The organism is Clostridium celatum DSM 1785, from assembly GCF_000320405.1.
GTDB classification, from domain to species: domain Bacteria; phylum Bacillota; class Clostridia; order Clostridiales; family Clostridiaceae; genus Clostridium; species Clostridium celatum.
Genome location: NZ_KB291655.1, coordinates 68,511 through 94,208 on the forward strand (window position 1 = coordinate 68,511; position 25,698 = coordinate 94,208).

Consider the following 25,698-nt stretch of genomic DNA (forward strand, 5'->3'; position numbering starts at 1 on the left):
GTATAATACTTTATATAATAATTTGTCAATTTAATATATAAATAAATTATCTACCTCTTGTAGTTTTTCTTTTTAAATACATTCCATCTCCTTTTTCCCCAATAAATTTATTATCTCGAACAATAATCTTTCCTCTTAATATTGTCATTATAGGATAGCCTTTCACCTTTATCCCTTCATATGCACTATAATCAACATTTGAATGCAAATCTTTACTACTTAAGATAACTTCCTTATTAGGATCTATGATAACTATATCAGCATCTGAACCAATTGCAATTGTTCCTTTTTTAGGATATATTCCAAAAATTTTAGCTGGATTAGTTGAACATACTTCAACAAACTTATTAATATTTATTTTTCCATTCATTACGCCCTCTGAAAAAATTAAAGGTATTCTTTCTTCAACACCTGGCGCTCCATTAGGACATTTTATAAAGTTATCTTTTCCTAACTTTTTATCATTATTAAAAGAAAATGGACAATGATCTGTTCCTATAGTTTGAATATATCCATCCCTAATTCCCTTCCATAAAGCAATACCATTGTACTTTTCTCTAAGCGGTGGACTCATTATATATTTTAATCCTTCTTTATTAGGTAATTTATATTTACTTTCATCTAAAATTAAATATTGTGGGCATGTTTCTACATATAACTCTTGACCATTTTCTCTAGCCATTTTTATATAATCTAATGCTATTTTTGTAGATAAGTGTACAATATATAAATCTTTATAATTAGCTATTTTAGCTATATTTATCATTCTATTTACAGCTTCACCTTCAGTTTCTTCTGGCCTACTTAAACTATGAAATATTGGTGACTTTAATCCATTCTCTTCATAATATTTGCGCAAATATTGAATTACTCCATGATTTTCACAATGAATCGCTGTAATCCCATTAACTTCTTTTAGCTTTTTAAATATTTTAATAATATCTTCATCTTCGATTTTATAATCATAAGTTAAATAAGCTTTAAAACTATTTATTCCATCCTCTTCAACTATTTCTTCTATTTCATTTAAAATATCATTATCTACATGTTGAATGACACCATGGAATCCATAGTCAATAACAGCATTATTGTCTGCATAGCTATGATATTTGTTAATTTGATATCTTAACTCACATCCTTGTGGTCCAAATCCTATATGATCAATTATAGTGGTTGTCCCACCACATGCTGCAGCAATAGTTCCTGTATAAAAATCATCATTTACTACTAAATTGCCTACATGTAAATTAAAATGAGTATGTACATCTACTCCTACTGGAATTACATACTTACCACTAGCATCTATAATTTCAGTTTTATTTTTATTATAATTTAAATTTTCTCCAATCTCTTTTACAATTCCATCTTCTATATAAATGTCGCCTTTAAAAGTATCACTTGAAGTCACTATAATCCCATTTTTAATTAATAATGACATAACCGCCCCCTATATAATCACTTATACCAAATTCACTTTATATACTACTTCCTATATATTATATTTCCTAATTTATAAATTTATTTCTTTCATTATTACATTGATAAAAAATTAAAAAGTTAGTAATTAACATATTTAATGGTTAACTACTAACTAATAACTATTACTCTATTCCTTTAATAGTAAATTTAAATGTCATATCTCTATTTGATGGTATTAAATATTCATCATGTGGCATAGCTCCCCAACTATCGTCACCACCAATACCACTATTCATTAATGATACTCTTATAACTGTATGATATACTTTAGGCAACTCATAATGATGATATGCATTTTCAAGTTCATGTGGAGTATATGGAAGTGCACTAAAATTAAAGTTATCTCCTTTAATTATTAATCCATTCTCTAAATTATCTGTAACACTAACCCATTTAACATCTGTTTTATTACCACACTCTTGTGGAATAACATATTTTGATAAATTATCACTTACTTTATTCTTATGAACTCCAAACCTTGCACCTTTATTTCTATCACAGTAATTTTCTTCCTTTCCTTTTCCAAACCAAGTTATATTTTCATATATACATGGAACTGTAAAAATCATTCCAAAATCAAGCATATTAGGTAAATTATCTACTGCTTTATACTCCATTTTAATATCTATAGTTCCATCAACTAGTGTAGTATATGTTACATAACATTTACTTTCTGGAACTGTTGGAAAACTATACGTATAAGTAATTTTTGCACTATTCTCATCATAAGAAGTATTAATGTTTATAACCTTTGCATAAAGACTTGCTATCTTCCACATAGCACAGTTATATGCCATAAAGTTCCCCCTATCATTATCTGTTGGAGCATGCCAAAAATTAGGTTTAGGAATAGTATCTATAAATTCTTTTCCATTATACTTGTAAGAAATCATACCTCCATAATTTTTAGAATATATTACTTCAAACTTTTCTCCTCTAACTCCAAAATTAATACTGCAATCACTTATAACTATTCTACTTTTATCAGTTGTTATATTATTTTTAACTAAATCTTCATTATACTTTTCTATTACTTCATAATAATCTTGACCAAAAGCCACCTCATAACCTTTATTACCCCATAAAGTATCTTCCTTTAATATTGCTTTTACATCTATTGTATAATTTCCAATATCACTTCCCCTAGTTATAGGTAATTTAATTTCTATTTTATTTCCTGGTTCCACAGATACATCTAATTTACCTGCTTCTATAACCTTTCCATCTTGTAAATGCTCCCATATGAAATCATATCTATTTAAATTTATAAATAAATTATCATTTTTAATTATAGCTTTATTAAAATTAACATCTATTTTTATATTTTGATAGTTGAATTTTACTTCCTGCATTTTAGGAGATTCTTTTCTATCAGCATAAACAATACCATTAACACAGAAATTATAATCTGTAGGTCTATCATCAAAATCTCCTCCAAAAGCAATATAATCTTCTCCATATATATCTTTAGTCATTAATCCTTGATCTATAAAATCCCATATAAATCCTCCTTGATACATAGGATATTTTTCTTCAAGCTCTATATACTTATGCATACCTCCATTAGAATTTCCCATAGCATGAGTATATTCACATAAAATAAATGGTTTTTCAGGATTGTTATTCAAATATTCTTCTATGTCAGTTACCTTAGCATACATACGGCTCTCCATATCTGAAGAATCATTAAATCTTCTATCATTAAATACACCTTCATAATGCACTAATCTACTAGTATCTCTATTTCTGAAATACTCTGACATTAAATAAATATTCTCGCCACCAAAAGATTCATTTCCACAAGACCATATTAATATAGATGGATGATTTTTATCTCTTTCAAGCATTGATTTTGCTCTATCTAATACACATTCTCTCCATTCTAATTTTGAATCTGGAACAATATGCTTTGTATTTATCTTTCCTGCTCCTTGCCATGTTCCATGACTTTCTAAGTTGGTTTCATCAATTACATAAAGACCATATTCATCACATAAATCATAAAATTCACTTTGATTTGGATAGTGTGATGTTCTAACTGCATTAATATTATTCTTTTTCATAGTCTTTATATCCCAAATCATTTCTTCTCTGCTTAAACATCTCCCTGTATAACAACTAAATTCATGTCTATTTACGCCCTTAAAAACTATTCTTTTACCATTTATATACATTACATTGTTTATCATTTCAAAAGATCTAAATCCTATCTTTTGCTTTACTACTTCTAGAACTTGTCCATTTTTTATAATTTCAATTATTAATGTATAAAGATTAGGTTCTTCTGCACTCCATAATTTAATATCTTTTACTTCAGAATATAGCATTAATTTCTCATTATTCACGTCTTCTATTATCTCAGTAACTATTTTTCCATTACTATCAAATAAACTTGCTTTTATTACAGAGTTTAATTCACCCTTAATATTAACTTCTATGTTTAAATCGCTATTTTTATAATTATCTTTAAGATTTGTATGAATAAACATATCACTTATATGTGTTTTAGGAGTTGTATAAAGATATACATCTCTAAATATTCCAGAGAATCTCCAAAAGTCTTGATCTTCAAGCCAACTTCCACTACAAAACTTAACAACCATTACTGATAATTTATTTTTACCTATTTTATAATGTTTTGTTAAATAAAATTTAGCTGGAGTAAAACTATCCTCACTATATCCTATAAACTCTCCATTAAGCCATAAATAAAATGCTGATTCAACTCCCTCAAAACATATATATAAAGGTTTACAATGGAACTCCTCTGAAATTTCAAATTCTTTAACATAACATCCTACCGGATTATGTACTTTAGGAATTTCTGGGGGTACTATATTTTCATGACCATCCCATGGATACATGGTATTTACGTAATGAGGCTTATCATATCCTTGGAGTTGTATATGTGCCGGTACTTTTATATTCTCCCAATTTTCAACACTATAATCCTCTTCATAAAAATTACTAATTATATCATTTAAATTCCTACTATAATTAAATTTCCAACTTCCATTCAAATAGTATTTAAATGAGGAAATTCCTCTTTTAACCTCACCTACATTTTTATAATATTTATGATCTGAAGTAGCTTCTAATCTATTAATATTAAAAATTTCTGGATTTTCTAAATAACTTAAATTCAATTTACTCATCTCTATCTCCTCTCTACCCTATTACTTTAAATAACTTAATTAAGTTATTTAATTTAAATTATAACTCGTATTTTCACAATATAAAACTATATTTTTACAATTTTAAATAAACATAGAAAAACTTAAACTCCTTAAATTAAGTTTTACCTAATTTAAGGAGTTTAAGTTTTTTTCTATATTTATTTTTCAGTTTCTTTATTTACTTCAAATACTTCTTCTTTATCATCACTTTTTATATCTTCTAATTCATCTTTTACTGTTTCTTCCTCACCTGGCCCATAAGTATTTCCACTATTATTTCCACAATAAATTCCCTTTTTAACTGGAGCTAATAAAAATCCTACTACAGCCCCTGCAAAGAAGCATGCTGCACCTAATAATACCTTTTCTTTATCATTCATAATTATTTCATCTCCTATTTTATCTACTTATACTATTATATTAATACCCCTGTATTTCTTTACTATTATTTTATTAATTTTTTATTAATCTAATATGTAAAATAATTTCTTTCTAATATAAATATCTGCGGAGATTTACTTATTTTATTAAGTTTTGCCTTAATTATTTCTCATGTTGATCTGTAAAGTTTCCATTATTAATAGCTGTTCTTTCTGCTACTAAATTAGATATTACTTCATTAATTGACCAATTAATTGATGTATCAGTAACTACTGCTTTAAGTACATTATTCATTCTAAGCCTTCTTAAATTTTCAATAAGTAGATTTATCTTTGCTTGTGATAAAGCATTAAATATAATTGCTTTCTCTCTTCTACCTTCTTCACACTCTGAATTTATATTATTTTCAAGTATATCTTTAATTATAGAGTCTCCATTCTTAGAATATAACACTATTTGATCTCTTATTCCTAATATAGAAGCACAATTTTTTACTGTTTTAAGTTCTTTACCACCTAAATTACAAATTATTATGCAAGCTCTTCCTTCTTTTGTTGTATTATCTTTAATATCTAATCTATCAAATGACATATTTACCTCCATTTTTATCTATTAATATTTATTATTTATTATCTATACTATCTCCTATTATAATAGATAGCAATTCATTAATTTTAATTATAGCATAATTTTTAATATTTAAATAATTATTATATGATAATTATTATTAGTAATTTTATTTATACATTATTATCATAATTAGTAGTTTTATTACCAAACTTTTATGAACACTTGTTCTTTTAATCATATTAAGTTATAATATTTAAATATTATATTTTATAAAAAGCTGGTGATTTTTATGGAAATTAGAGAAAAGTTAAGAATTTTAAGTGATGCTGCAAAGTACGATGTATCATGCTCATCTTCCGGTTCAAATAGAAATTCAAAAAAAGGTGATATAGGTTCTACTTCTATAAGTGGAATATGCCATACTTTCACACCTGATGGTAGATGTGTTTCTTTATTAAAAATACTTTTAACTAATTACTGTATCTATGATTGTGCATATTGTATAAATAGAACTTCAAATGATATAGAGCGTGCTACATTTACTGTAGATGAGATTGTAAATCTTACTATTAATTTTTATAGACGTAATTATATAGAAGGATTATTTTTAAGCTCTGGAATAATTAAAAATGCTAACTTTACTATGGAGTTATTGACTGAAGTTGCCTCTAAACTTAGAAAAGATTATAACTTTAAAGGCTATATTCATTTAAAGGCAATTCCTGGTGCAGATGAGGACCTTATTAAAAAAGCTGGCTTATTAGTAGATAGAATGAGTGTAAATCTTGAGTTACCTTCATCAAAGTCTCTTAAACTCTTAGCACCTCAAAAAAATAAAGATGATATATTCAAACCCATGAGTTTAATAAAAGATAATATATCAATAAATAAATATGAACATAGTAGATATAAGAATTCCTCTTTATTTGTTCCTGGTGGTCAAAGTACGCAACTTATAGTTGGTGCTACTAAAGAAAGTGATTTAAACATACTTACTCTCTCTGAAAATCTTTATAACAGGTTTGATTTAAAAAGAGTATATTACTCTGCTTATATTCCAGTAAATAGTGGTAAAAATTTACCTGAACTAAAAAGTCCTCCAACACTTAGAGAACATAGATTATATCAAAGCGATTGGCTTTTACGTGTTTACGGATTTAAATCTAATGAATTACTTTCAGAAGAAAACCCAAATCTTAATATAAATTTTGATCCTAAAACTAATTGGGCTTTGAATAACATTTATTTATTTCCTATTGAAATTAATAAAGCTCCTTATGAAATGCTTATCAGAGTTCCTGGAATAGGAATTAAAGGTGCTAGAAAAATAGTAAGCTCTCGCAGAATAAACTCTCTAGATTTTTTAGACTTAAAAAAACTTGGTATAGTTATTAAGAGGGCTCAATATTTTATTACTTGTAAAGGAAAATACTTTGGTTCAATACCTTTAGATGATGAAAAAATTAAAAAAGCCTTATCACCTAAAGTAGATTTAAATATTATTGAAGATAATATAGAACAAATAAGTTTTTTTGATAATGACATAAGTAACTTTGTGCTATCTGATGGCTCTACATTAACTGGTGATAAAAAATTATTTCTATTAAATGATAAAATGACCTCCTACACCGGGGAAATATAAAAGGGTGGTGTTTATTTTGATTGATTATGTATATGATGGTACTTTTGAAGGATTACTTACAGCTATATTTTACGCGTATTCTTCTAAAGTTTCATGTAATATAGTTTCTTATAAGAACTATACTCCCTCTTTACTCACTGAAGTAAATGAAATAAATACTGATAAAAATCTCTTTAATAGGGTTTATAATAGCATATTAAAAAGGCTTGACTATGTTGTTCTAAAAAATATTTATTACTTATATCTTAGTGAAATTAAAAATTCTGAAAATATCATTCTATCTTATTTAAATCTTTGTTATAAATATGGAACAACTATAAATTTAGCTAAAAATAATGATACTATTATTTTAATAGATAAATATTATCGTAAAGTTTCATTAGAAGCTCATAAATTTACTGGATTTGTTCGATTTAAAGAAATTGCTCCACTAAGCTTTTACGCTTCCATTGAGCCTGATTATAATATACTCCCAATAATATCAAATCACTTTGTTAAAAGATTTTCTGATCAAAATTTTATTATTCATGACTTAAAAAGAGAAAGTGCTATTATATATAATAAAGAAACTTTTATCATAGCTAATTTAAGTAAAAAAGAAGCTTTAAATTTTAATAAAAATAATAGTGATTCATTCTTTGAAGAACTTTGGAAAACCTTTTATAAATCAGTAAATATTGAAGAAAGAAAAAATCTTAAGTTACGTAATCAATATATGCCAAAAAAATACTGGAAACATCTTACTGAAATTTAAATATAAAAGAGGCTATAAAAAATCTGTTTTTACAAATTTTTTATAGCCTCTTTTAATTACTTTAAAATCGTAAACTTCTATATCTTCTTCATTTATTTTTTTCTTTCATATGCTATTTTTCTTATAGTTTCTTTCCACCGTCTATATTCATAAAATGCATCATTTTCAGCTTTCCCTCTTACCCATGTTAATAATTCTTTTGGTACTTTTCTCTTTATATTTCCTACAGATTTTTCTGTATCTCCTAATAAAACTCTTCCTAAATATCTAATAGATTTTAAATCGAAATTTATTTCCTTTTTATTCAATGCATCTATACTAAATTTCTCGCCTTTCTTAGTTGAATACCACCATCCCCCTAATAATGCTCCACCTTTATTTTTAGTTGAAACAAAATAACTATCTATTGTAATTCCATTATGACTTATTCCATTAAACTCCATAAAACAACATAAATTATATAAATCACTTAATATAGTTATTATTGAAATTACCGACAACTGATTATTATAATTCCTTAGTGCCTCTCTTAATGAGATTAATTCTACATCCTTCTTAAATACAACTGCAGTCTTTCCATTTGTAGATTTAAATTTAAATTCATTTATAGGTAAACATTTCTCAAATTCTTTTCTCATGTAATCATTAGTAAATTTTAAGCTATTAATTTTATCTAAAGCATTGTTAACTAATTTATCGTACTTTTCATTTATTAAATATAATACCGAATTATCACCTATATACATTTCCCCAAGTTTAAAGGCTTTTTTACTTCTAAATGGTATTATATATTCCCTATTACCCTCATTTTTTACTTTTATGATTCCTTTTTCATGTCCTGTGCCATCATTAAGCTGTATTGGGGTTACTTTATATAAATTGTTTGTTTTTTTAGTTGCTTTAATAAAGTTTTCTTTATTATTTAGTTTTCGATTATATGTCTTAAGTAATTCTGCATACTGTTTCCTACTATATTCAACATTATCTTTAAATATTTCATTCTTATATTGCCTCTTTATTATTTCTTCTCCAGTAAACATTTTATAGCATCTCCCTAGCTTAATATACGAAGTATTATCAAAAATATTTTTTATATTTTGATATCTCCCCTTCTTATTACTTATATTCTCTTTAAAATATAATAATGAATATTTTTTAAATTAATTCTTTTCAAAATTTTTCCATTTTGTTATAATTTATATATATTATGTTAATCTTTTTATAATGAGGTGTACTTATGGATATTAAAATTAATTTTAAAATATATAACAAAATACTAAATAAATGCTTTTCTGTAACTAGAATAGATTATATAGATAAACAAATCTATTATTTAAATAAAGATAAAAATGAAGAAGCTATTGTTTCATTTGATGATAGTATATTATTATTACCTACAGGCATTCATGACGCATCTGGACGTGAAATTTTTCAAGGAGATGTTATATCTTATCAGGAAAATAGCTTTACTTATAAAAAAACAGCTGAAGTAATTTATGAAAATGGATGCTTCTTTACAAAGCAAATACTTCCTAAAAATATAGCACTTACTGCTCAAAAAGAAAACTTAGATCTTGATAACTTTAAGGATCTTTTATATCTTTCTACCTTATCAACTACTAAACCTGTTAAAATTATAGGTAATATTTTTTCTTATAAACCTAGCAAAAATTCTGGTAAAATTAAAATTACAGTTTAAATATCAAATGTGTATAAAAAATAAAATTACAGTTAAGGTTTAAATATCATTATTGTGAATTTTAACCTTAACTGTAATTTTTCTATTATTTAATAATATTACTATGCTATTATATAAACTTTTCAAATAATTTTTATTAATTATAAATTTATTTAAAAGTTTCACTTAAATTTCTCTCTATGACTTCCTTAACCTTTATAGATAAGTAATTTTGCTCTTCTCTATTCATATCTTTTGTTTCGATTGGCTTTTCAAATATTACTCTTATTTTCTCTGGCTTAAACTTTCTCTCTTTTTCAAAAGATCTAAAAGCCCCATCTATTGTAATCGGTACTATTGGAACCTTAGCTATTGTTGCAAGCTTTAAACTTCCCTTCTTAAAATCAAGCAACTTTCCATCCTTACTTCTTGTACCCTCTGGAAATATCATCATAGAATATCCTTCTTTAATATTATTTACACCTTCTTTTATAACTCTAACAGCATCTCTGTTATCACTTCTATCTAAAGCAATACATTTGCATCTTGGAAGCCAATAGCCTAATACTGGTACTTTTAATATTTCCTTTTTTGAAATGAATCCTATAACTCTATTTGCAGCATAATAAACAATAGGTATATCTAAAATACTTGTGTGATTTCCTATAAATACACAAGGCCCTTTTGGTATATTTTCTTTTCCTTCTACTTGTACTTCTATACCTATAGTTTCAATTGTAAATCTAGACCAGTTATACATACATCTGCTAGAATATTTGGTTGCTTCGTCTATTCCTTTGAATCTCTTTATATATTCATATTTTAAGCCTCTAATTTGCATATATAACATATATAAACCATACTTTACATATTTAAAAAACATTTTATCCCTCCATCAATTGATGATGCTATTATAACATAACTTTTCTTTATTCGACAAAATATTCTATGTTTTTTAATATATAAATTAAAATGGAATAGAAATACATCTAGCTCAGTTCTATCTTAACCTTACTTCCACCTTTTCCTGATTCTGCTGGAGTAATTAAAAGCTTAACTGGTATTCTATTTTTTATACTTTCAACATGGCTTATAATTCCAACCTTTAACTTATCATTATGTATTCTTTCAAGAGAACCCATAACAACTTCTAAAAGATTGTCATCTAGTGTTCCAAATCCTTCATCTAAGAAAAATAACTCAAGTGGTGCAGTACCTTTTAATTGGATTTCTGATGATAGTGCTAATGCTAATGCTAATGATGCTAAGAAGGTTTCCCCTCCAGAAAGAGTTGATGCATCTCTTGCTGCACCACCATTTTTATAATCTCTTATAATAAATTTTCCATCTTCATCTACTTCTAATCCATAATTGCCATTAGTTATTTCCTTTAATCTATTACTAGCTTCAATTGATACGTATTTAAGCCTAGTAGCTGCAACAAATTCAACAAATTTCTTTCCTTTAAACAATTTATCTAAATCATTTAATAATGCTAACTTATGATCTAATTCAGCTTTTTGTTTTAATAAATCCTTAAGTTCTAACATCTTATTTTCAATAACTTTAAGTTCTTCTTCTATCTTAATTTTTATTTCACTTAAGACCTGAACTTCTTTTTCTTTTGACTCTTTTTCTTCCTGAAGTCTTATCCACTCTTCTTCTGTTATATTTCTACCTGATATCTTCTTAGCTACACTTTCTATAGCTCCTCTAACCTTTGATAAATCGTCATTATATTTTTCTATTTTTTCTTTTAATACTTTCATAACATCATTTTCAATAATATTATTCATTACATCATCTATAGTTTCAAAGTTTTGCTCTAATAATACAGAGTCTAGCTTTATCTTTTCAATATCTTTTCTCTTAAGAAGCTCTGATAATGTACTGCTTAAGCTAATTAATTTTTCATTACATTCTTGGAAGACCTTATCTTTCATATCTTTATTTTTTTCTGAAAGCTCAAATTCAGATTCTATAGCTTTTATTTCACTAATAATTGAATTTAATAATTCTTCTAAATTATCAATCTTACCTACTTTACTTACTATTTGTTGTATCTTATCATTTTTATTGCTATTTTTAGATTCTAAAGTAGATTTTTCCTTAACTAATATTTCTCTTAAACTTGATACCTTTTGCTGATGATCATCTTTATCTTTTATTAAATCTTCTAGTAACTTTCTATATTTTTTTAAATCATTCTCTAGACCTGATTTTTTCTTTTCAATTTCAACAATTTCATTACTCTTAGTAATAAAATCATCTACATTAGTTTCAGCTCTTAATATATTTAATTTTTCTGTTATGTTCTGTAGATCTTCATTTGATTTATTATACTCTTTTTCTAATACAATTAATTGTTTCTCATTTGCCAACAATTTTGCTTCAGTAGCCTTTAACTTTCCTTCCACATCGTATTTTTTATCTTTTAATATCTTATTACTCTTTTCTAACTCTTCTTTATTAGCTATATATTTATTAAGTTTATTTGCAAACTCATTAATTTTTCTCTCTAATTCTTCTACAGAAACTTTCTTAAATTCCTCACCTAAAGATTTTATTTTACCTCTTAAATCTTTAATGTTATTATTTGAACTTTCTTGATTAGCTTCTATTTTACTAATATTAGCCTCTAAAGATTTTAATTGCTGTTCTTTTACTTTTATCTCACGTTCTAATGTATCAATATCTTGAACTTGTATAGACTTAATATTTTCTTTATGATGGTCTATAGAGCCACATACTGGACATACCTCTCCATTATTTAAAGCTTCTCTAAGAGAATGAGCTAAATTCTCAATTTCATATTCTCTCATATTTGATTTACGTTTCTCAATATTCTTTTCTAGACTTTCCTTTTCTGCTTTAAATCCATCTAATTCTTTAGCTGATTTATTAATATATTCTTGACACTTTACAATCTCATCATTATATCTATTAAATTCATTCCATTTTTCTTTACTTTGAGAATATTCAGTTTGAAGCCTTAATAAATCATTTTGATCCCCTGGACAATTTTTTATTAATTCTTCATAAGCTTTTTCATTGTCTAACAATTCTTTTACTTTTTCATTTAACTTACAAGTTAAAGTTTCTTTATCATTAACTTCCACTAAACTCTCTTCTTTTAGTACTTTTATTTTATCTTTAGTGTTATTTACTATTAATGTTAGGTTGTTAAACTCTTTAGTAGTTAAAAGTCCTTCCTGAACCTTTTCTTTAAACTTAGAATCTAAATTTAATTTATCTACTTCATTTTCAGTAAGACTAATCTTTTCATTTCCCTTTTCCACTCTTCCTTCTAATACTTTAGCCTCTTTAATATGTTTTTCTTCTTCTAATTGTAATTCCTTAACTCTATTCTCTAATTCATTAATATCTTTAATTAAAATTTCTAAAGCTTTCTTATCTTCTAATGCATCTAATACTTTTTGTTCTTCTAATTTTAGCTTTGGTAATTCTTTATCTTTTTTATTTCTAGCTAAAATATATCTTTCTTCTGCCTTCTCTTTTTCTGCTTTTAAAACTTCTAATTTTATCTTATATTCACTTAAGTTTTCTTCAGTAACTGATATATTTTTTAATGTATCTCTATAGCTTAAAACATAAGGCTTAACCTTATCAGCAGCCTCTGCCATTTTTACTTTTTTCTTTTCTAACTCTATTTCCTCACCTTTACTTACAAGTTGCTTTTCTTTAGTTTTATAGCTTTCAATTTCTAACTGCCAATTCCAAAGTTCTTGATTTTCTTTAAAACTTTTTTCACTTTCCTTTAACTGCTTATTTGCAATATTTAAAGCCAGCTCATTTTCCTTTAAAGCTTCTTCTTTTTCTTTCTTCTTTTCTTCACTAATACCTTCATATCCCATTAATTGTCCTGAAAGAATATCATTTTGTGTTTTTTCTTTCTTTATTTCTCTTGAAAGCTTTACTGATAAATTATCACCATACTGTTCTAAATTAAATAATCTTTCAAGCATCTCTCTTCTTGGTTTACCTTCAAGCTTTAAAAACTCTGAGAACTTTCCTTGTGGTAATACTACAGTTCTAGTAAAATCCTCTAAGCTTAAACCAATAATTTTTTTACACTCAGTATTAACATTAGTTACTCCTTCTGTTAATACATTTTCTAATCCATCAGTTATATCAATTACCTTACATTTATCCGATACTGGATTGCCTGACTTATTTCTTTTAAAGCTTCTTACGACCTTATATTTCTTAACTTCTGATGTTGATATTTGAAATTCAAAACTAACATTTAACTTATCACAATTAGTATTTATATAATTAGAACTTTTTCTTGAAACATCTCCATATAAAGCTAAAGTTATACCATCTAAAATAGTTGATTTTCCACTACCTGTTGGTCCAAATATTCCAAACAAACCTCTACTTGTTAATTTATCAAAATCAACAGTTTGTTCTTCTATAAAGCTATTTAATCCTTTTATAGTTAATTTAATTGGTCTCACTATCATCACCTTCTTCATTTAATAATCTTAGCAACAAATCCACCACTTCATTATCTGCTTCTACTTCTCTTTCCTTCTTATAAAACTCTCTAAAAATCTCTTCAAAGGATTTTTCTTGAATACTAATTGCACTTTCCTCTTCTACATCTGAATTTAACTTTGGTAGTATTTCTAAAATATCCTTCTTTAAATCTTTCATTCTTTTTATTTCATCTTCTCTTATATATCTATCTGTTTTTATTTCTAAATAAACCCAGCATTCTCTCTCTTTATTTTCTTCACATTTTTCTATTGCTTCATCTATACTGTTACATGCCCAAAGCTCTATTGGCTTATAAATTTTAAGCTCAACTTCATTAATAATAGCCTCTTTACCAGCACTTAAATCTACAATAAAACATTTTTTAATTGTATTTCTCTCCTTTTTATTATATTGAATTGGAGAACCAGAATATCTAGCTTTTTTATTTGTTCCTGGTACTACTTGTGGCTTATGTACATGTCCTAAAGCAACATATTGTGCTTCTTTAGGTAAACAATATCCATCAACAATATAACTTCCACCTAATTGAATAGCTCTTTCAGAACCACTTTCTTCACTTCCCATAGTATAAATATGTGAAACTGCAATATTTATTGTATCTTTTCTATAATTTACTTTAAGTGAATCAAATAATTGTTTTATTCTTTCACCATAACTTTTTAATCTCTCATCATCATCATCCATTTCACCATATAAAACTTCATTTAACCTTTTTTCACTTGGATATGGCACTGTTAATATAACTGATTTTTCTCCATTTATCTCTATTTCAACAAATCCTTCTCCTGAGTTTACAACTCTATGCTTTCCATATTGCCCAGGTTGTACTACAGTCTTTGGAGTTCCAACCATTATAATTCCATGCTCCATAGCAAGTGGTCCTGCTGCAACTAATCTTTCAGGATTATCATGATTTCCTGCAATAACTAAAGTTAACCTTTCTCCATTTTTAGAAAGTTTTTTTAATGTATCATAAAACATTTTTTCAGCTCTTGCTGGTGGATTACTTGAATCATAAACATCACCTGCAATAATAACTAAATCAATATTATTTTCTTCTACTATATCTATAAAATCATTTAAAAATGCTTCCTGCTCATCCATTCTACTTTGACCTTCTAGGTTCTTGCCCAAATGCCAATCTCCAGTATGTAATATTCTCAAAATATAACCTCCATCCTATAAATTTATTTACCTTAATTATACAACAAATCCCTCATAATATTATCTAAACTTTATAAAAAGTACGATATAACACTACAAAGAAGCTATTTCCTTTTATAATAAAAATTTGAATGTTTTTTTGTATAAAAATCACCCCGCTAAGTATATTTTGCAACAATATTTTTTTATTGCATCTACATAACGGGGCTTACTTCAACTTACTATGTGTTTTTGTTTAGAAAATCTCAAGTTTAATTTTTATTTTTTATTTCAGTAGTTATTCTATTAATAAATTCTTTTAAATCAATAGCTCCTTCATCACCATTATCTCTACTTCTTAGTGAAATAGTTTTATCATTTTCTTCTTTTTCCCCAATAATGATTATATAAGGTACTCTTTCATTTCTAGCTTCTCTTATTTTATATCCTATTTTTTCAGTACGTAAATCAGTTTCAACTCTTACCCCATTAGCTTCAAGCTTTTCTCTAACTTCATTAGTATAATCAGTAAATTTATCAGAAATAGGTAAAATTTTAACTTGGACTGGTGCAAGCCATGTTGGGAATTTACCTGCAAAATGCTCAATTAATATACCAATAAATCTCTCAATACTTCCAAATATAACTCTATGAATAACTATTGGTCTATGCTTTTCACCATCACTACCAATATAGTCTAATTCAAATCTTTGAGGTAATTGGAAATCTAATTGAATAGTTCCACATTGCCATGTTCTTCCCAAACTGTCTTCAAGATGGAAGTCTATCTTTGGTCCATAAAAGGCTCCATCGCCTTCATTAACTTTATACTGTAAATTCATTTCTTCAAGGGCCGCTTTTAATGACTCTTCTGCTATATTCCAATCTTCATCACTTCCCATAGAATCTTCTGGTCTTGTAGATAATTCAACACTATATTTAAATCCAAATTTTGAATAAACTTCATCAATTAAAGCAACAACGCCTTTAATTTCTGATTTTATTTGCTCTGGTAACATAAATATATGAGCATCATCTTGAGTAAATGCTCTTACTCTCATAAGGCCATGTAAAGCACCTGAAAGTTCATGTCTATGAACTCTTCCAAGCTCTCCAACTCTCATTGGAAAATCTCTATAAGAATGTGTTTCTGTTTTATAAATAAGCATTCCACCAGGACAATTCATAGGCTTTAATGCAAACTCTTCCTCATCAATCATTGAAATATACATATTTTCCTTATAATGATCCCAATGTCCTGAAGTTTCCCATAGCTTTTTATTTAACATTATCGGTGTTTCAACTTCAACATATCCAGCCTTTTGGTGCAACTCTCTCCAATAATTAATTAAGTTATTTTTAAGAATAACTCCTTTTGGTAAGAAAAATGGAAATCCTGGTCCTTCATCAACAAAAGTAAATAACTTTAACTCTTTACCTAATTTTCTATGATCTCTTTTCTTCGCTTCTTCTATATTATTTAAATAAGTTTTTAAAATATCTTTATTTGCAAATGCCACCCCATAAACTCTTTGTAACATTTTATTTTTTTCATTACCTTTCCAGTAAGCCCCTGCAACACTAGTTAATTTAAAATCTTTTATTCCTTTAGTAGACAAAAGATGTGGTCCTCTACAAAGATCTATAAAATCGCCTTGTTTATATAGAGAAATTGTTTCTTCTTCTGAAAGATCCTTTATAAGTTCTACCTTATACGGTTCTCCTCTTTCTTCCATTAACCTTAAAGCCTCTTCTCTACTTAATACTATTCTTTTTATTGAAATATCCTCTTTTATTATTTTGTTCATTTCTTCTTCTATTTTAACTAAGTCCTCATTATTAAATGGAACTTCTATATCAAAATCATAATAAAACCCATTTTCTATTGTTGGTCCTATAGCTAGCTTTACATCTTTATAAAGTCTTTTTACAGCTTGAGCCATTACATGTGAGGTAGTGTGTCTCATAACCTCAACTCCAGCTTCATCATCATAAGTTATTATATTAACCTCATCATTGTTTTTAAGTTTATAAGATAAGTCAACTAAGGTTCCATTTACTTCACCTACTACTGCGGACTTTCCTAACTTTTTGCTAATCGATTTAGCTAGATCTAAAACAGTTGAATTTTCTTCAATTTTTCTTATTGATCCATCTTTTAATTTTAAATTAATCATTCACATTCTACCTCCTTTAAGTTCTATTTTAGAGAAAATCTTTAATTCTCTATATTTATTTTTGATATAAAAAAAACATCCATCCCTAAGCTTGGGACGAATGCTATATCCGTGGTTCCACCCAAATTGAATAAAAAATTCAATTCATCTCTTAAAGTATTATCGATCTTCACCGATGGTATTTCTCACTTAATGATACTAAACCATAACTCCAGGGTAGTTTTCTTATAGTCATATTTAAAAGTGCTTACAGCCTTTGACACTTTATCTCTTAAAATTGTATTCTATAATACTCATCCCTTTCAATGTTCATTGATATTTAAGTATATTTTAAAATTAATGTTACCACTTTATTTTTATTTTGTAAATTATTATCTTTAAATTCTTTACTATTAAATAATATATCAGTACTTTTTATCTAAATTTAGTTTGCAATTATTTTAATAAAAACTCTCTTATTACTTTAATCTTTAATATAATATATGCAATTAAACTACCAACAATTGAACTTAAAGAAAATGGAACAATATAAACAAATAATGCAACTTCTCTTCCTAAAACAAAAGCTGCTAAAGGATATGCTAGTAATGCTCCTATTATACCAGTTCCTACAACTTCCCCAATTACAGCTAATTCAACTTTCTTAAATTTTTTATATAGTAATCCTGCTAAAAGCACACCAACCATACTTCCTGGAAAAGCTAATATACTTCCTGTTCCTAAAATATTTCTAAGTAATGATGATACAAATGCACATAATAGTCCATAAACTGGTCCTAATGTTACACCTGATATAACATTTATAAGATGTTGAATTGGTGATGCCTTTGCACCTAAAATAGGTATAGAAAAAGTTCCTAATACAGTGGCTATTGCAATTAATATACCACTTAATACAAGCTTTCTTGTAGCCTCTGATTTAACCTTACTTACTTCCATAATTCAATCCCCCAATTTATTAATTATTTTTAGCTTCTTAATTTTTCAATTTCACTGCACCATTTTTCACATTCACTTTTTATATCTTCAGCTCCTAATATTGCTGAAACTACTGCATATCCATCTATGTTAGAATACTTTAATTCTTGAATATTATTTAAATTTAATCCTCCAATTGCAACTATAGGTAAATTAACTTCTTCTTTTATACTTTTTAAAGTTTCAATTGATACTGATTTTGCATCTAATTTAGTTGTTGTATTAAACATTGCCCCTACACCTAAATAATAAGCTCCATTTTCTTTTGCTATTCTTGCTTCTTCAATAGTTCTTGCAGATACTCCTATAATTTTATTAGCACCTATTAATTCCCTAACTTTATTTGCTGGTATATCACTTTGTCCAACATGAACACCATCTGCATCACAAATCATAGCAATATCAACTCTATCATTAATTATAAGTTTTACATTATATCTTCTTGTTAATTCTCTAAGTTTAATTGCTTTTTCTAAAAATTCCTTGCCACTAGATTCCTTTTCTCTTAATTGAAGCATTGTAACTCCACCTTTTAATGCCTCTTCAATACACTTATAAAAATCTCTATCTTCTAAAATATTTGAATCTGTAACTAAGTATAATTTTAATTCATTCATACAATTCTCCTCATATTTAATATATTTTTTATTATTTAATTCTCTTTAGATTTTTTGACTAAATAATAGTATTCTAGATTTGATTATTAAGATTTCCTCTATATAAACACTTTTTTAACTTTAAATTCTTATGGTATGCTAATCTTAAACTCCACTATTTATTATAAATTTGTGTTTTTTCTATAGCTTCATGTTTAAATCGTTCTAATGGAATTATTGCTATAACTATAGTACATAAAATACCTTCAACCCCAGCACTAGTAAAGTTATATAAAAATGAATATAAATATGGATTCATCCCTTCTGGTGCAAACTGTGCAAAAAATACTACACCAGAAACAAAATATGAAAATACACATAAAGCAACTGCAAATAGTGATCCAAGTACAATTTTATACTTCTTATCACTTCCTAAAATACATGCAAAACCTAATGCCATTGGTCCAAATAAACAATCTAAGAAAAACTGAACTGGATGTATTACATATGCACCATTTAATAATGATAAAACTCCCCATATTAAACCACCTGTAATACCTGCTGTTCTTCCATATAATAATGAAAGCACCATTATTGGTAGCATTGAAAATAAAGTAATCCCTCCACCTTGAGGATATTTAACAAATTGAATCAAACTAAGCATGAAAGCTAGTCCACTCATCATTGCTATAACTACCATTTCCTTAGTATTAATTGGATTTCTTTTTAAGTCTCTAAAATATAACATAAATATCATTACTGATATTACCCCAATAAAAATTACCATCTTGCTTTTTACTCCTTAAAACTTCTTATATTTAACTATTTATTTGCCATATTCCAAAATTCCATTTCATAAAGACTAGATTTAACAAATATATCTTTTAAATTTTCTTTTTCAACTTCTGATATGTTTTCACATAAATAATCAATATAATCAATCCATTCTTGAGCACATTGCCTAAACTCTTCTGATGCATACTCCTCTATCCATGGAGCATAAAAATTACCCTCTAAATTTTCTTTATAATTATCATAAAGATGCTTTCCAATGTAATAATAGCTCCAAGTACATGGCATTATTGTCATGGCAATTTCTTTTGCCCCACCTTTTAATGCAATACCGAGCATGTAATTTGTATAGCTTGCCGTTGTTAATTCACATTTATACTTTTCAACTTCCTCTGGAGTTAATCCAAATTCTCTTAAATAATTTATATGAACTGCAGTTTCATCCTCTAATACACCTTTAATTGATTGATGATAAAATTTCATTTCTTTCATGGTACTGGCCTTAACAACACCCATTGCAAAAACCTTGGCATAGTCTTTTAAATATAAATAATCTTGTATTAAATAATTTTTAAACTTCTCCTTATCTAAAGTTCCTTCTCCTATACCTTTTACAAATGGATGTTCTAAATACTCATTCCAAAGACCTTTAACTTCTTCAAATAAAACTTGTGAAAACTTCATATTACTCAAACCTCGCATATTCTTTTAACTTGTCTACATTCATTTCATAGACATTATTCATTAACTTTTCTTTAAAGCTACCAATTGCAATATTATTTATATCAGCTAATTCTCCACTTACTCCCATTGTAAGTACTCCCATAGCTACAGCTTCTAACTTGCTTATGGTTATTTCTTCCTTTGAATTTACTAATGTATCATAAGCACCTAAATAACTTCCAATTAAACTTCCAGTCATACACCCAGTTCCTGTTATACTTTTAAGCTTTACAGTTCCATTTTTAATTTTAATTACACTTTCACCATCACTTATATAATCTACCTTACCTGTAGCAACTATAATACTCCCTAACTTATTAGCTACTCTTTTAACCACTTCTGAGTTATCTTCATTATCATCAAAAGAGTCAACCCCTTTTCCTCTTACATCTAAACCACCTATAAACTTAATTTCTGAAATATTTCCTTTAACTACATCAAATTTAATTTCATTTAAAAGTTTATTTGTAAAATCACTTCTAGTTTTTGTTGCAAAGACCCCTACTGGATCTAAAATAACTGGTTTATTAAATTTATTTGCAGTCTTCCCAGCTTCAACAAATAAATTTAATCTACTTGAATTCATAGTTCCTATATTAATTACTATTGAATTTGCAACACTTACTATTTCTTGTACTTCTTCATCACTATAACTCATCAAAGGGCTTGCCCCTAAAGCTAAAGTTACATTTGCACAATCATTTATAGTAACCTCATTTGTATAATGAAGCACTAATGGATTTATTTCTTTTACCTTATTGATTAATTCATACATCTCATATTCTCCTTAATATATAAACTTATACTTTTAAACAGTTTCTACATAACTTTTTTTATTTCCTTAAACAATTTTTTACTCTTCAAATTTATAAAAATGATTAACTGGCCCCACGCCTTGTCCAATATCAAAGCTATGTCTTATTGCTTCAGTTATATATTCCTTACTCAACTTTACAGCTTCTCTTATTTCATATCCTAAAGCTAAATGTGAAGCTATTGCAGAAGATAATGTACATCCTGTTCCATGAGTATTTTTTCTATCTAATCTTTCTTGTTTATATATTTCAAATGTTTCTTTGCCTATTAATACATCAACTGCATCTCCTTCAAGATGCCCACCTTTCATAAGTACATACTTAGGTCCTAACTCTAATATTTTTTTACCAGCTTCCTTCATATCATCTATAGTGTTTATTTTTATACCTACTATTTCTTCAGCCTCTAATGTATTCGGTGTTATTATATATGCCATTGGTATTAATTCTTCAATTAAACTCTTTTTAGCCTCTTTCCTTAATAATGAATATCCACTTTTAGATATCATAACTGGATCTACAACTAAATATTTAGGTTTATAGTGAGCTAAAGACTCCACTATAACTTCTACTATTCTTGAACTAGATACCATTCCTATTTTTACTGCTTTTGGTTCTATATCTTCAAAAACAACTTCAATTTGTTTTCTTATTATATCCTCACTTAATTCTTCTACTAAAAATACACCTTGTGTATTTTGAGCTGTTATTGCAGTTATAACACTCATTCCATAAGTTCCTATTGCACTAAAAGTTTTTAAATCTGCTTGTACTCCCGCTCCTCCTGATGAATCTGATCCTGCAATTGTTAATGTTGGTATTTTGTAATTTCTCATTTTTTTCTCCTTATCTTAATTTATTTAATAAATGAAAAATTCCAATCTGATTAATCCCGTTTTTTGTATTTTTTCAATTTAAAGGAAATAAAAATAGCTATACTCCTCCGGAATATAGCTATAGGCTAACAATAAAATTTATATAATTAATTATATATTTTATGCTTTCCTCCGCTGGTATTATCCAGATCAGGTACAAGGGTTAATATTACTATTTCTCAGCCTAAAGGCACCCCTAGCAATTTTTTCTATTTATCTTATACTTTAATTATATTATAATATAACAAATTATCAATAATTATCTTATTTTTTATATTTAACTTAAATAATTATATATTTGTTGATATAATTTTAATAAAAACTAAAGATAAATAAAGGAGGTTTGGTTATGTCAAAAACTGCTGCATTTTTTGATATTGATGGAACAATATACAGAGAAGGATTAATTACTGAAGTCTTTAAAAAAATAATTAAATATGATTTAGTAGATGAAAAAAGATGGCATACATATGTAAAACCAGCTTATATTAACTGGGATAAAAGACAAGGTGATTATGATACTTATCTTTTAAAAATGGTTGATGTGTATATAGAAGCTATTAAAGGACTTGATAAATATCATATAGATTATATTGCAAGAAAAGTAATAGAACAAAAAGGTGATAGAGTCTATACTTTTTCTAGAGAAAGAATTAAATGGCATAAAGATAGAGGAGATATTGTAATTGCAATATCAGGTTCTCCTATAGAGTTAGTTAAAGAAATGTCTTCAAAATATAATATGGATGATTATAGAGGTACTATTTATAAATTAGATGAAAATAACAAATATAACGGTGATATAATTCCAATGTGGGATTCAGAAAGTAAAGAAAAAGCTATATTAGAGCTATGTGAAAAATATGATATAGATCTTAGTAAAAGCTATGCATATGGTGATACTGCTGGCGACTTTACAATGTTTAAGTATGTAGGAATTCCTTATGCAATGAACCCAACTCGTGAACTTATTTCTAAAATATTAGAAAATGAAGAAATAAAAAATAAAATAAATATCATAGTAGAAAGAAAAGATGTTACTTATAAACTTGATATTAACTCTTTAAGTTTAATTTAAATTAATAATGACAAATTTGAAATTATAATAAATATTAAAATTTATTATCGCTACAAATTTGTCATTATTTTTATCTTCTTACTAAAATCTTTCCTAAACCATTAATTTGCTTACTTCTTAAATTTAATATCAAATCAAAAACTATACTTGTAACAACAAGAATAATAAATGTAGATTTAAAATCTACTAATAACATGTATATCATTGCAAAATAAAAAAATTTACTGTATCCATTTGCTTTTGTAATTAAAATCATACCTGTCATAACAAATGATAAAGAATCCTTTAAAACAAAATATATAGCAATAACCTTAATAGCCATTATTACAGTATTAAAATATATAAAATTAACTTGTAGATTTAAATATTTAAATAGCTCTAATAATATTAAGTATCCAATTGCTATAAAAAAAGTTTTTCTACTGCAACATATATAAGAACCAACTTTTTTAAAATTATGAATAATGTCATATTTTTCAGTATTATTTTCATTTAAAATTTTAAGCCTCTTTCCAATAAATAAAGCTGCTATATATGTAATTAAAATAGTACTCATCGGTACTGTTGCTACAAATATACTAAATGCTATTTTCATAGCCTCTTCATTTAAAGAAAACATATTCCTATATTCATCAAATTCCTTCATAAAGCTATATCCTGTTAATTTAGAAAAATATACATCAATTAAAACCATTAAAAAGCATCCTAATACAGCTGAATAAAATAAATCATCAAAAATTGTTGACTTCTTTTGTATAAAATAACCACAAATTAATCCCATTAATATTCCTTGACTCATCCATATTCCAGATACTATATCACCTACTGCTAATACAACTATAAGTAATGATGTAATAGATGCTAATACTGTATATTTAAAATCTAACCTCATATATATAAGACAAACTATTATGGGTACTATCATATCCAAATATAGTGTATATGCTATCCCAGTATAAATAAACATCATGCTACATACTACAAATAATGCTGATAACATTGCTGCTTCTGTTAATTTTTTAGTATTCAAATTCTCACCACTTTTCTTCCATAGTTACTTCATTTTATTATACCCCCATGTTTAATAATATAACATGAATTTTTTTTAAATTTTTACTCCTTGGTTTAAAACTTTTTCTTTATAAAAAATGTTTAATCCTTCAAATGTTGGCTCAATACCTTTTTTCAAACACTCTTCTACATAATTTTTTAACACATAAATACTCATAAATAACACCTCTTTTTAAGACATTTCATTGTTTTTATGTTTTAATATATGTAATAACTATTATGTTAATAACTAAAAATAATAAAAACTTTCAAAAAACGTAGGTGCAAATATGAATTATATAATTTTTGACTTAGAATTTAACCAACAACATCCTGATGATATAAAAGATGATAATAAACCTGAACTATTATTTGAGATAATACAAATAGGTGCACTAAAATTAGATAGTAAGTTTAATACAATCTCTACTTTTAATTACTTAATTAAACCTAATATTCATACAAAAATTCATCCTTACGTAGAAAATTTAACAAAAATAACTGAAGATGAATTAAATAAAGCTTTAGATTTTAAAAATGTATATAATGAATTTTTAAAATTTATTGGTAATACTGATAGTGTATTAGTAGTTTGGGGAACTTCAGATATAAAAGAATTACTAAAAAATATAGAATTTAATAAATTATCTACATCTCCAATTCCTAAAAAGTATATAGATATACAAAGTTATGCCACTAAATTATTTAAATTGCCTAAAGGCCAAAAAATTGGATTAAAAAAAGCTGTAGAGGTTTTAGAGATAGCTGTAGATGGTGAGTTTCATGATGCATTTTTTGATGCTCATTATACAAGTGAAGTTTTTAAATCTATTTATAATAAAAAAATAATACCTCAAGTTTATAATAAAACATTAGAGAAAAGACCTAAAGTAAAAAAAGAAAAGTTAGATTCTAAAGCTTTAATTAATGAATTTGAAAAAATTTATAATAGAAAAATGTCTAAAGAAGAAATTCAAATTATAAGACTTGCTTATTTTATGGGAAAAACAAAACAATTTATTATAAAAGATGAATAATTTTCCATAAAGTAGTTATTCTAATTACTAAAGGAGGCTACTTAAAATGGTGCTTGTTTTAGTAAATTCAATGTTTTTTATTTTTAGATTTATATTCAATATAATTAAATTTTTAATATACATATGTGTGAAAGTATTATCCCTTGTATTAAAGGTCCCACTACTTAGATTTGCCTTATTACTTTTTGTTTTAGGACATTTTTTAGATTTAAAATTTGAATTTTTATCTA

The 25,698-nt window shown here is 26.3% G+C and carries 22 protein-coding genes, 1 riboswitch and 1 other annotated feature; of the genes, 5 read left to right on the top strand and 17 right to left on the bottom strand.

The genetic code is table 11. The features are described 5' to 3' along the window. Nucleotides 1-46: 46 nt before the first annotated feature. From hydA to HMPREF0216_RS10955, 4 genes are all read right to left on the bottom strand, one after another. Nucleotides 47-1,438, bottom strand: coding sequence for a dihydropyrimidinase (hydA, locus tag HMPREF0216_RS10940; RefSeq protein ID WP_005214177.1), 1,392 nt, complete (start codon nt 1,436-1,438; stop codon nt 47-49). 163 nt (nt 1,439-1,601) lie between these two features. Further along, nucleotides 1,602-4,634: a beta-galactosidase, LacZ type gene (lacZ, locus tag HMPREF0216_RS10945; RefSeq protein ID WP_005214179.1), complete on the bottom strand. Its 3,033-nt coding sequence runs from the start codon at nt 4,632-4,634 to the stop codon at nt 1,602-1,604. A gap of 179 nt (nt 4,635-4,813) precedes the next feature. Beyond that, nucleotides 4,814-5,035, bottom strand: coding sequence for a hypothetical protein (locus HMPREF0216_RS10950; protein WP_005214181.1), 222 nt, complete (start codon nt 5,033-5,035; stop codon nt 4,814-4,816). A gap of 163 nt (nt 5,036-5,198) precedes the next feature. Further along, the gene (locus HMPREF0216_RS10955) at nt 5,199-5,627 is read right to left on the bottom strand and encodes a DUF3783 domain-containing protein (protein ID WP_040419714.1); all 429 of its coding nucleotides are present in this window, start codon (nt 5,625-5,627) and stop codon (nt 5,199-5,201) included. A gap of 268 nt (nt 5,628-5,895) precedes the next feature. Between HMPREF0216_RS10955 and HMPREF0216_RS10960 the strand changes: the two genes are divergently transcribed. Both HMPREF0216_RS10960 and HMPREF0216_RS10965 read left to right on the top strand, forming a co-directional pair. Further along, a complete protein-coding gene (locus tag HMPREF0216_RS10960) occupies nt 5,896-7,248 on the top strand; it encodes a putative DNA modification/repair radical SAM protein (RefSeq protein ID WP_005214185.1) in 1,353 nt (450 codons plus the stop codon). Nucleotides 7,249-7,255: 7 nt separating this feature from the next. After that, the gene (locus HMPREF0216_RS10965) at nt 7,256-8,002 is read left to right on the top strand and encodes a TIGR03915 family putative DNA repair protein (RefSeq protein WP_234088440.1); all 747 of its coding nucleotides are present in this window, start codon (nt 7,256-7,258) and stop codon (nt 8,000-8,002) included. 92 nt (nt 8,003-8,094) lie between these two features. Here HMPREF0216_RS10965 and HMPREF0216_RS10970 read toward each other — a convergent pair whose 3' ends face one another. Then, nucleotides 8,095-9,042 carry a hypothetical protein gene (locus HMPREF0216_RS10970; protein WP_005214189.1) on the bottom strand — a complete coding sequence of 316 codons (948 nt, stop codon included), beginning with the start codon at nt 9,040-9,042 and terminating at the stop codon, nt 8,095-8,097. Nucleotides 9,043-9,239: 197 nt separating this feature from the next. Here HMPREF0216_RS10970 and HMPREF0216_RS10975 point away from each other — a divergent pair, with 197 nt between their 5' ends. Next, entirely contained in the window at nt 9,240-9,701 is a 462-nt protein-coding gene (locus tag HMPREF0216_RS10975) for a YopX family protein (RefSeq protein ID WP_005214190.1), read from the top strand. A 148-nt stretch (nt 9,702-9,849) separates the two neighbouring features. On the opposite strand, the gene HMPREF0216_RS10980 is transcribed toward HMPREF0216_RS10975, so the two are convergent. The 10 genes from HMPREF0216_RS10980 to thiD form a co-directional block, all read right to left on the bottom strand. Continuing rightward, nucleotides 9,850-10,563 carry a lysophospholipid acyltransferase family protein gene (locus tag HMPREF0216_RS10980; protein WP_005214194.1) on the bottom strand — a complete coding sequence of 238 codons (714 nt, stop codon included), beginning with the start codon at nt 10,561-10,563 and terminating at the stop codon, nt 9,850-9,852. 106 nt (nt 10,564-10,669) lie between these two features. Next, nucleotides 10,670-14,161, bottom strand: a complete 3,492-nt coding sequence (locus HMPREF0216_RS10985) for an AAA family ATPase (RefSeq protein WP_040419719.1) — start codon at nt 14,159-14,161, stop codon at nt 10,670-10,672. Beyond that, on the bottom strand, nt 14,148-15,368 hold the full coding sequence (locus HMPREF0216_RS10990) for an exonuclease SbcCD subunit D (RefSeq protein ID WP_005214198.1): 1,221 nt from the start codon (nt 15,366-15,368) through the stop codon (nt 14,148-14,150). Before HMPREF0216_RS10990 ends, HMPREF0216_RS10985 begins: the two co-directional genes overlap by 14 nt. Before the next feature lie 251 nt (nt 15,369-15,619). Next, nucleotides 15,620-17,524 (bottom strand): threonine--tRNA ligase, encoded by a 1,905-nt coding sequence (thrS, locus tag HMPREF0216_RS10995; protein ID WP_005214200.1) that lies wholly within the window; start codon nt 17,522-17,524, stop codon nt 15,620-15,622. A gap of 89 nt (nt 17,525-17,613) precedes the next feature. Next, nucleotides 17,614-17,839, bottom strand: a binding site (T-box leader). A 120-nt stretch (nt 17,840-17,959) separates the two neighbouring features. Next, on the bottom strand, nt 17,960-18,463 hold the full coding sequence (gene thiW / locus HMPREF0216_RS11000; RefSeq protein WP_005214202.1) for an energy coupling factor transporter S component ThiW: 504 nt from the start codon (nt 18,461-18,463) through the stop codon (nt 17,960-17,962). 29 nt (nt 18,464-18,492) lie between these two features. Beyond that, nucleotides 18,493-19,119, bottom strand: a complete 627-nt coding sequence (gene thiE, locus HMPREF0216_RS11005) for a thiamine phosphate synthase (protein WP_005214204.1) — start codon at nt 19,117-19,119, stop codon at nt 18,493-18,495. Between the two features lie 154 nt (nt 19,120-19,273). Then, on the bottom strand, nt 19,274-19,885 hold the full coding sequence (thiT, locus tag HMPREF0216_RS11010) for an energy-coupled thiamine transporter ThiT (protein WP_005214206.1): 612 nt from the start codon (nt 19,883-19,885) through the stop codon (nt 19,274-19,276). A gap of 35 nt (nt 19,886-19,920) precedes the next feature. Then, nucleotides 19,921-20,574: a thiaminase II gene (gene tenA, locus HMPREF0216_RS11015; protein WP_040419721.1), complete on the bottom strand. Its 654-nt coding sequence runs from the start codon at nt 20,572-20,574 to the stop codon at nt 19,921-19,923. 1 nt (nt 20,575) lies between these two features. Next, the gene (gene thiM, locus HMPREF0216_RS11020) at nt 20,576-21,388 is read right to left on the bottom strand and encodes a hydroxyethylthiazole kinase (RefSeq protein ID WP_005214209.1); all 813 of its coding nucleotides are present in this window, start codon (nt 21,386-21,388) and stop codon (nt 20,576-20,578) included. A gap of 78 nt (nt 21,389-21,466) precedes the next feature. Then, complete coding sequence (gene thiD / locus HMPREF0216_RS11025; protein ID WP_005214210.1) at nt 21,467-22,264, bottom strand: bifunctional hydroxymethylpyrimidine kinase/phosphomethylpyrimidine kinase; 798 nt, start codon at nt 22,262-22,264, stop codon at nt 21,467-21,469. Nucleotides 22,265-22,413: 149 nt separating this feature from the next. Then, a riboswitch (TPP riboswitch) is annotated at nt 22,414-22,511 on the bottom strand. 141 nt (nt 22,512-22,652) lie between these two features. On the opposite strand from thiD, the gene HMPREF0216_RS11030 reads away from it, so the two are divergent. Beyond that, nucleotides 22,653-23,381, top strand: a complete 729-nt coding sequence (locus HMPREF0216_RS11030) for an HAD family hydrolase (protein WP_005214212.1) — start codon at nt 22,653-22,655, stop codon at nt 23,379-23,381. A gap of 70 nt (nt 23,382-23,451) precedes the next feature. Here the strand turns inward: HMPREF0216_RS11030 and HMPREF0216_RS11035 are convergent, their stop codons facing one another. Both HMPREF0216_RS11035 and HMPREF0216_RS17930 read right to left on the bottom strand, forming a co-directional pair. Next, nucleotides 23,452-24,411 (bottom strand): DUF2232 domain-containing protein, encoded by a 960-nt coding sequence (locus tag HMPREF0216_RS11035; protein ID WP_005214214.1) that lies wholly within the window; start codon nt 24,409-24,411, stop codon nt 23,452-23,454. 75 nt (nt 24,412-24,486) lie between these two features. Continuing rightward, nucleotides 24,487-24,609, bottom strand: a complete 123-nt coding sequence (locus HMPREF0216_RS17930) for a hypothetical protein (RefSeq protein ID WP_005214215.1) — start codon at nt 24,607-24,609, stop codon at nt 24,487-24,489. A 112-nt stretch (nt 24,610-24,721) separates the two neighbouring features. Between HMPREF0216_RS17930 and HMPREF0216_RS11040 the strand changes: the two genes are divergently transcribed. Beyond that, nucleotides 24,722-25,468 carry a 3'-5' exonuclease gene (locus tag HMPREF0216_RS11040; RefSeq protein WP_005214216.1) on the top strand — a complete coding sequence of 249 codons (747 nt, stop codon included), beginning with the start codon at nt 24,722-24,724 and terminating at the stop codon, nt 25,466-25,468. The last annotated feature ends 230 nt before the right edge of the window (nt 25,469-25,698 follow it).

Bases quoted from the DNA above. Each gene is read 5' to 3' on its own strand.
- HMPREF0216_RS10980 (WP_005214194.1), bottom strand. From the start codon at position 10,563: ATGTTTTTTAAATATGTAAAGTATGGTTTATATATGTTATATATGCAA.
- HMPREF0216_RS11040 (WP_005214216.1), top strand. From the start codon at position 24,722: ATGAATTATATAATTTTTGACTTAGAATTTAACCAACAACATCCTGAT.
- HMPREF0216_RS10955 (WP_040419714.1), bottom strand. From the start codon at position 5,627: ATGTCATTTGATAGATTAGATATTAAAGATAATACAACAAAAGAAGGA.
- tenA (WP_040419721.1), bottom strand. From the start codon at position 20,574: ATGAAGTTTTCACAAGTTTTATTTGAAGAAGTTAAAGGTCTTTGGAAT.
- thiM (WP_005214209.1), bottom strand. From the start codon at position 21,388: ATGTATGAATTAATCAATAAGGTAAAAGAAATAAATCCATTAGTGCTT.
- thiT (WP_005214206.1), bottom strand. From the start codon at position 19,885: ATGGTAATTTTTATTGGGGTAATATCAGTAATGATATTTATGTTATAT.
- HMPREF0216_RS17930 (WP_005214215.1), bottom strand. From the start codon at position 24,609: ATGAGTATTTATGTGTTAAAAAATTATGTAGAAGAGTGTTTGAAAAAA.
- thiE (WP_005214204.1), bottom strand. From the start codon at position 19,119: ATGAATGAATTAAAATTATACTTAGTTACAGATTCAAATATTTTAGAA.
- thiW (WP_005214202.1), bottom strand. From the start codon at position 18,463: ATGGAAGTAAGTAAGGTTAAATCAGAGGCTACAAGAAAGCTTGTATTA.
- HMPREF0216_RS10975 (WP_005214190.1), top strand. From the start codon at position 9,240: ATGGATATTAAAATTAATTTTAAAATATATAACAAAATACTAAATAAA.
- hydA (WP_005214177.1), bottom strand. From the start codon at position 1,438: ATGTCATTATTAATTAAAAATGGGATTATAGTGACTTCAAGTGATACT.
- thrS (WP_005214200.1), bottom strand. From the start codon at position 17,524: ATGATTAATTTAAAATTAAAAGATGGATCAATAAGAAAAATTGAAGAA.
- HMPREF0216_RS10950 (WP_005214181.1), bottom strand. From the start codon at position 5,035: ATGAATGATAAAGAAAAGGTATTATTAGGTGCAGCATGCTTCTTTGCA.
- thiD (WP_005214210.1), bottom strand. From the start codon at position 22,264: ATGAGAAATTACAAAATACCAACATTAACAATTGCAGGATCAGATTCA.
- lacZ (WP_005214179.1), bottom strand. From the start codon at position 4,634: ATGAGTAAATTGAATTTAAGTTATTTAGAAAATCCAGAAATTTTTAAT.
- HMPREF0216_RS10960 (WP_005214185.1), top strand. From the start codon at position 5,896: ATGGAAATTAGAGAAAAGTTAAGAATTTTAAGTGATGCTGCAAAGTAC.
- HMPREF0216_RS10970 (WP_005214189.1), bottom strand. From the start codon at position 9,042: ATGTTTACTGGAGAAGAAATAATAAAGAGGCAATATAAGAATGAAATA.
- HMPREF0216_RS11030 (WP_005214212.1), top strand. From the start codon at position 22,653: ATGTCAAAAACTGCTGCATTTTTTGATATTGATGGAACAATATACAGA.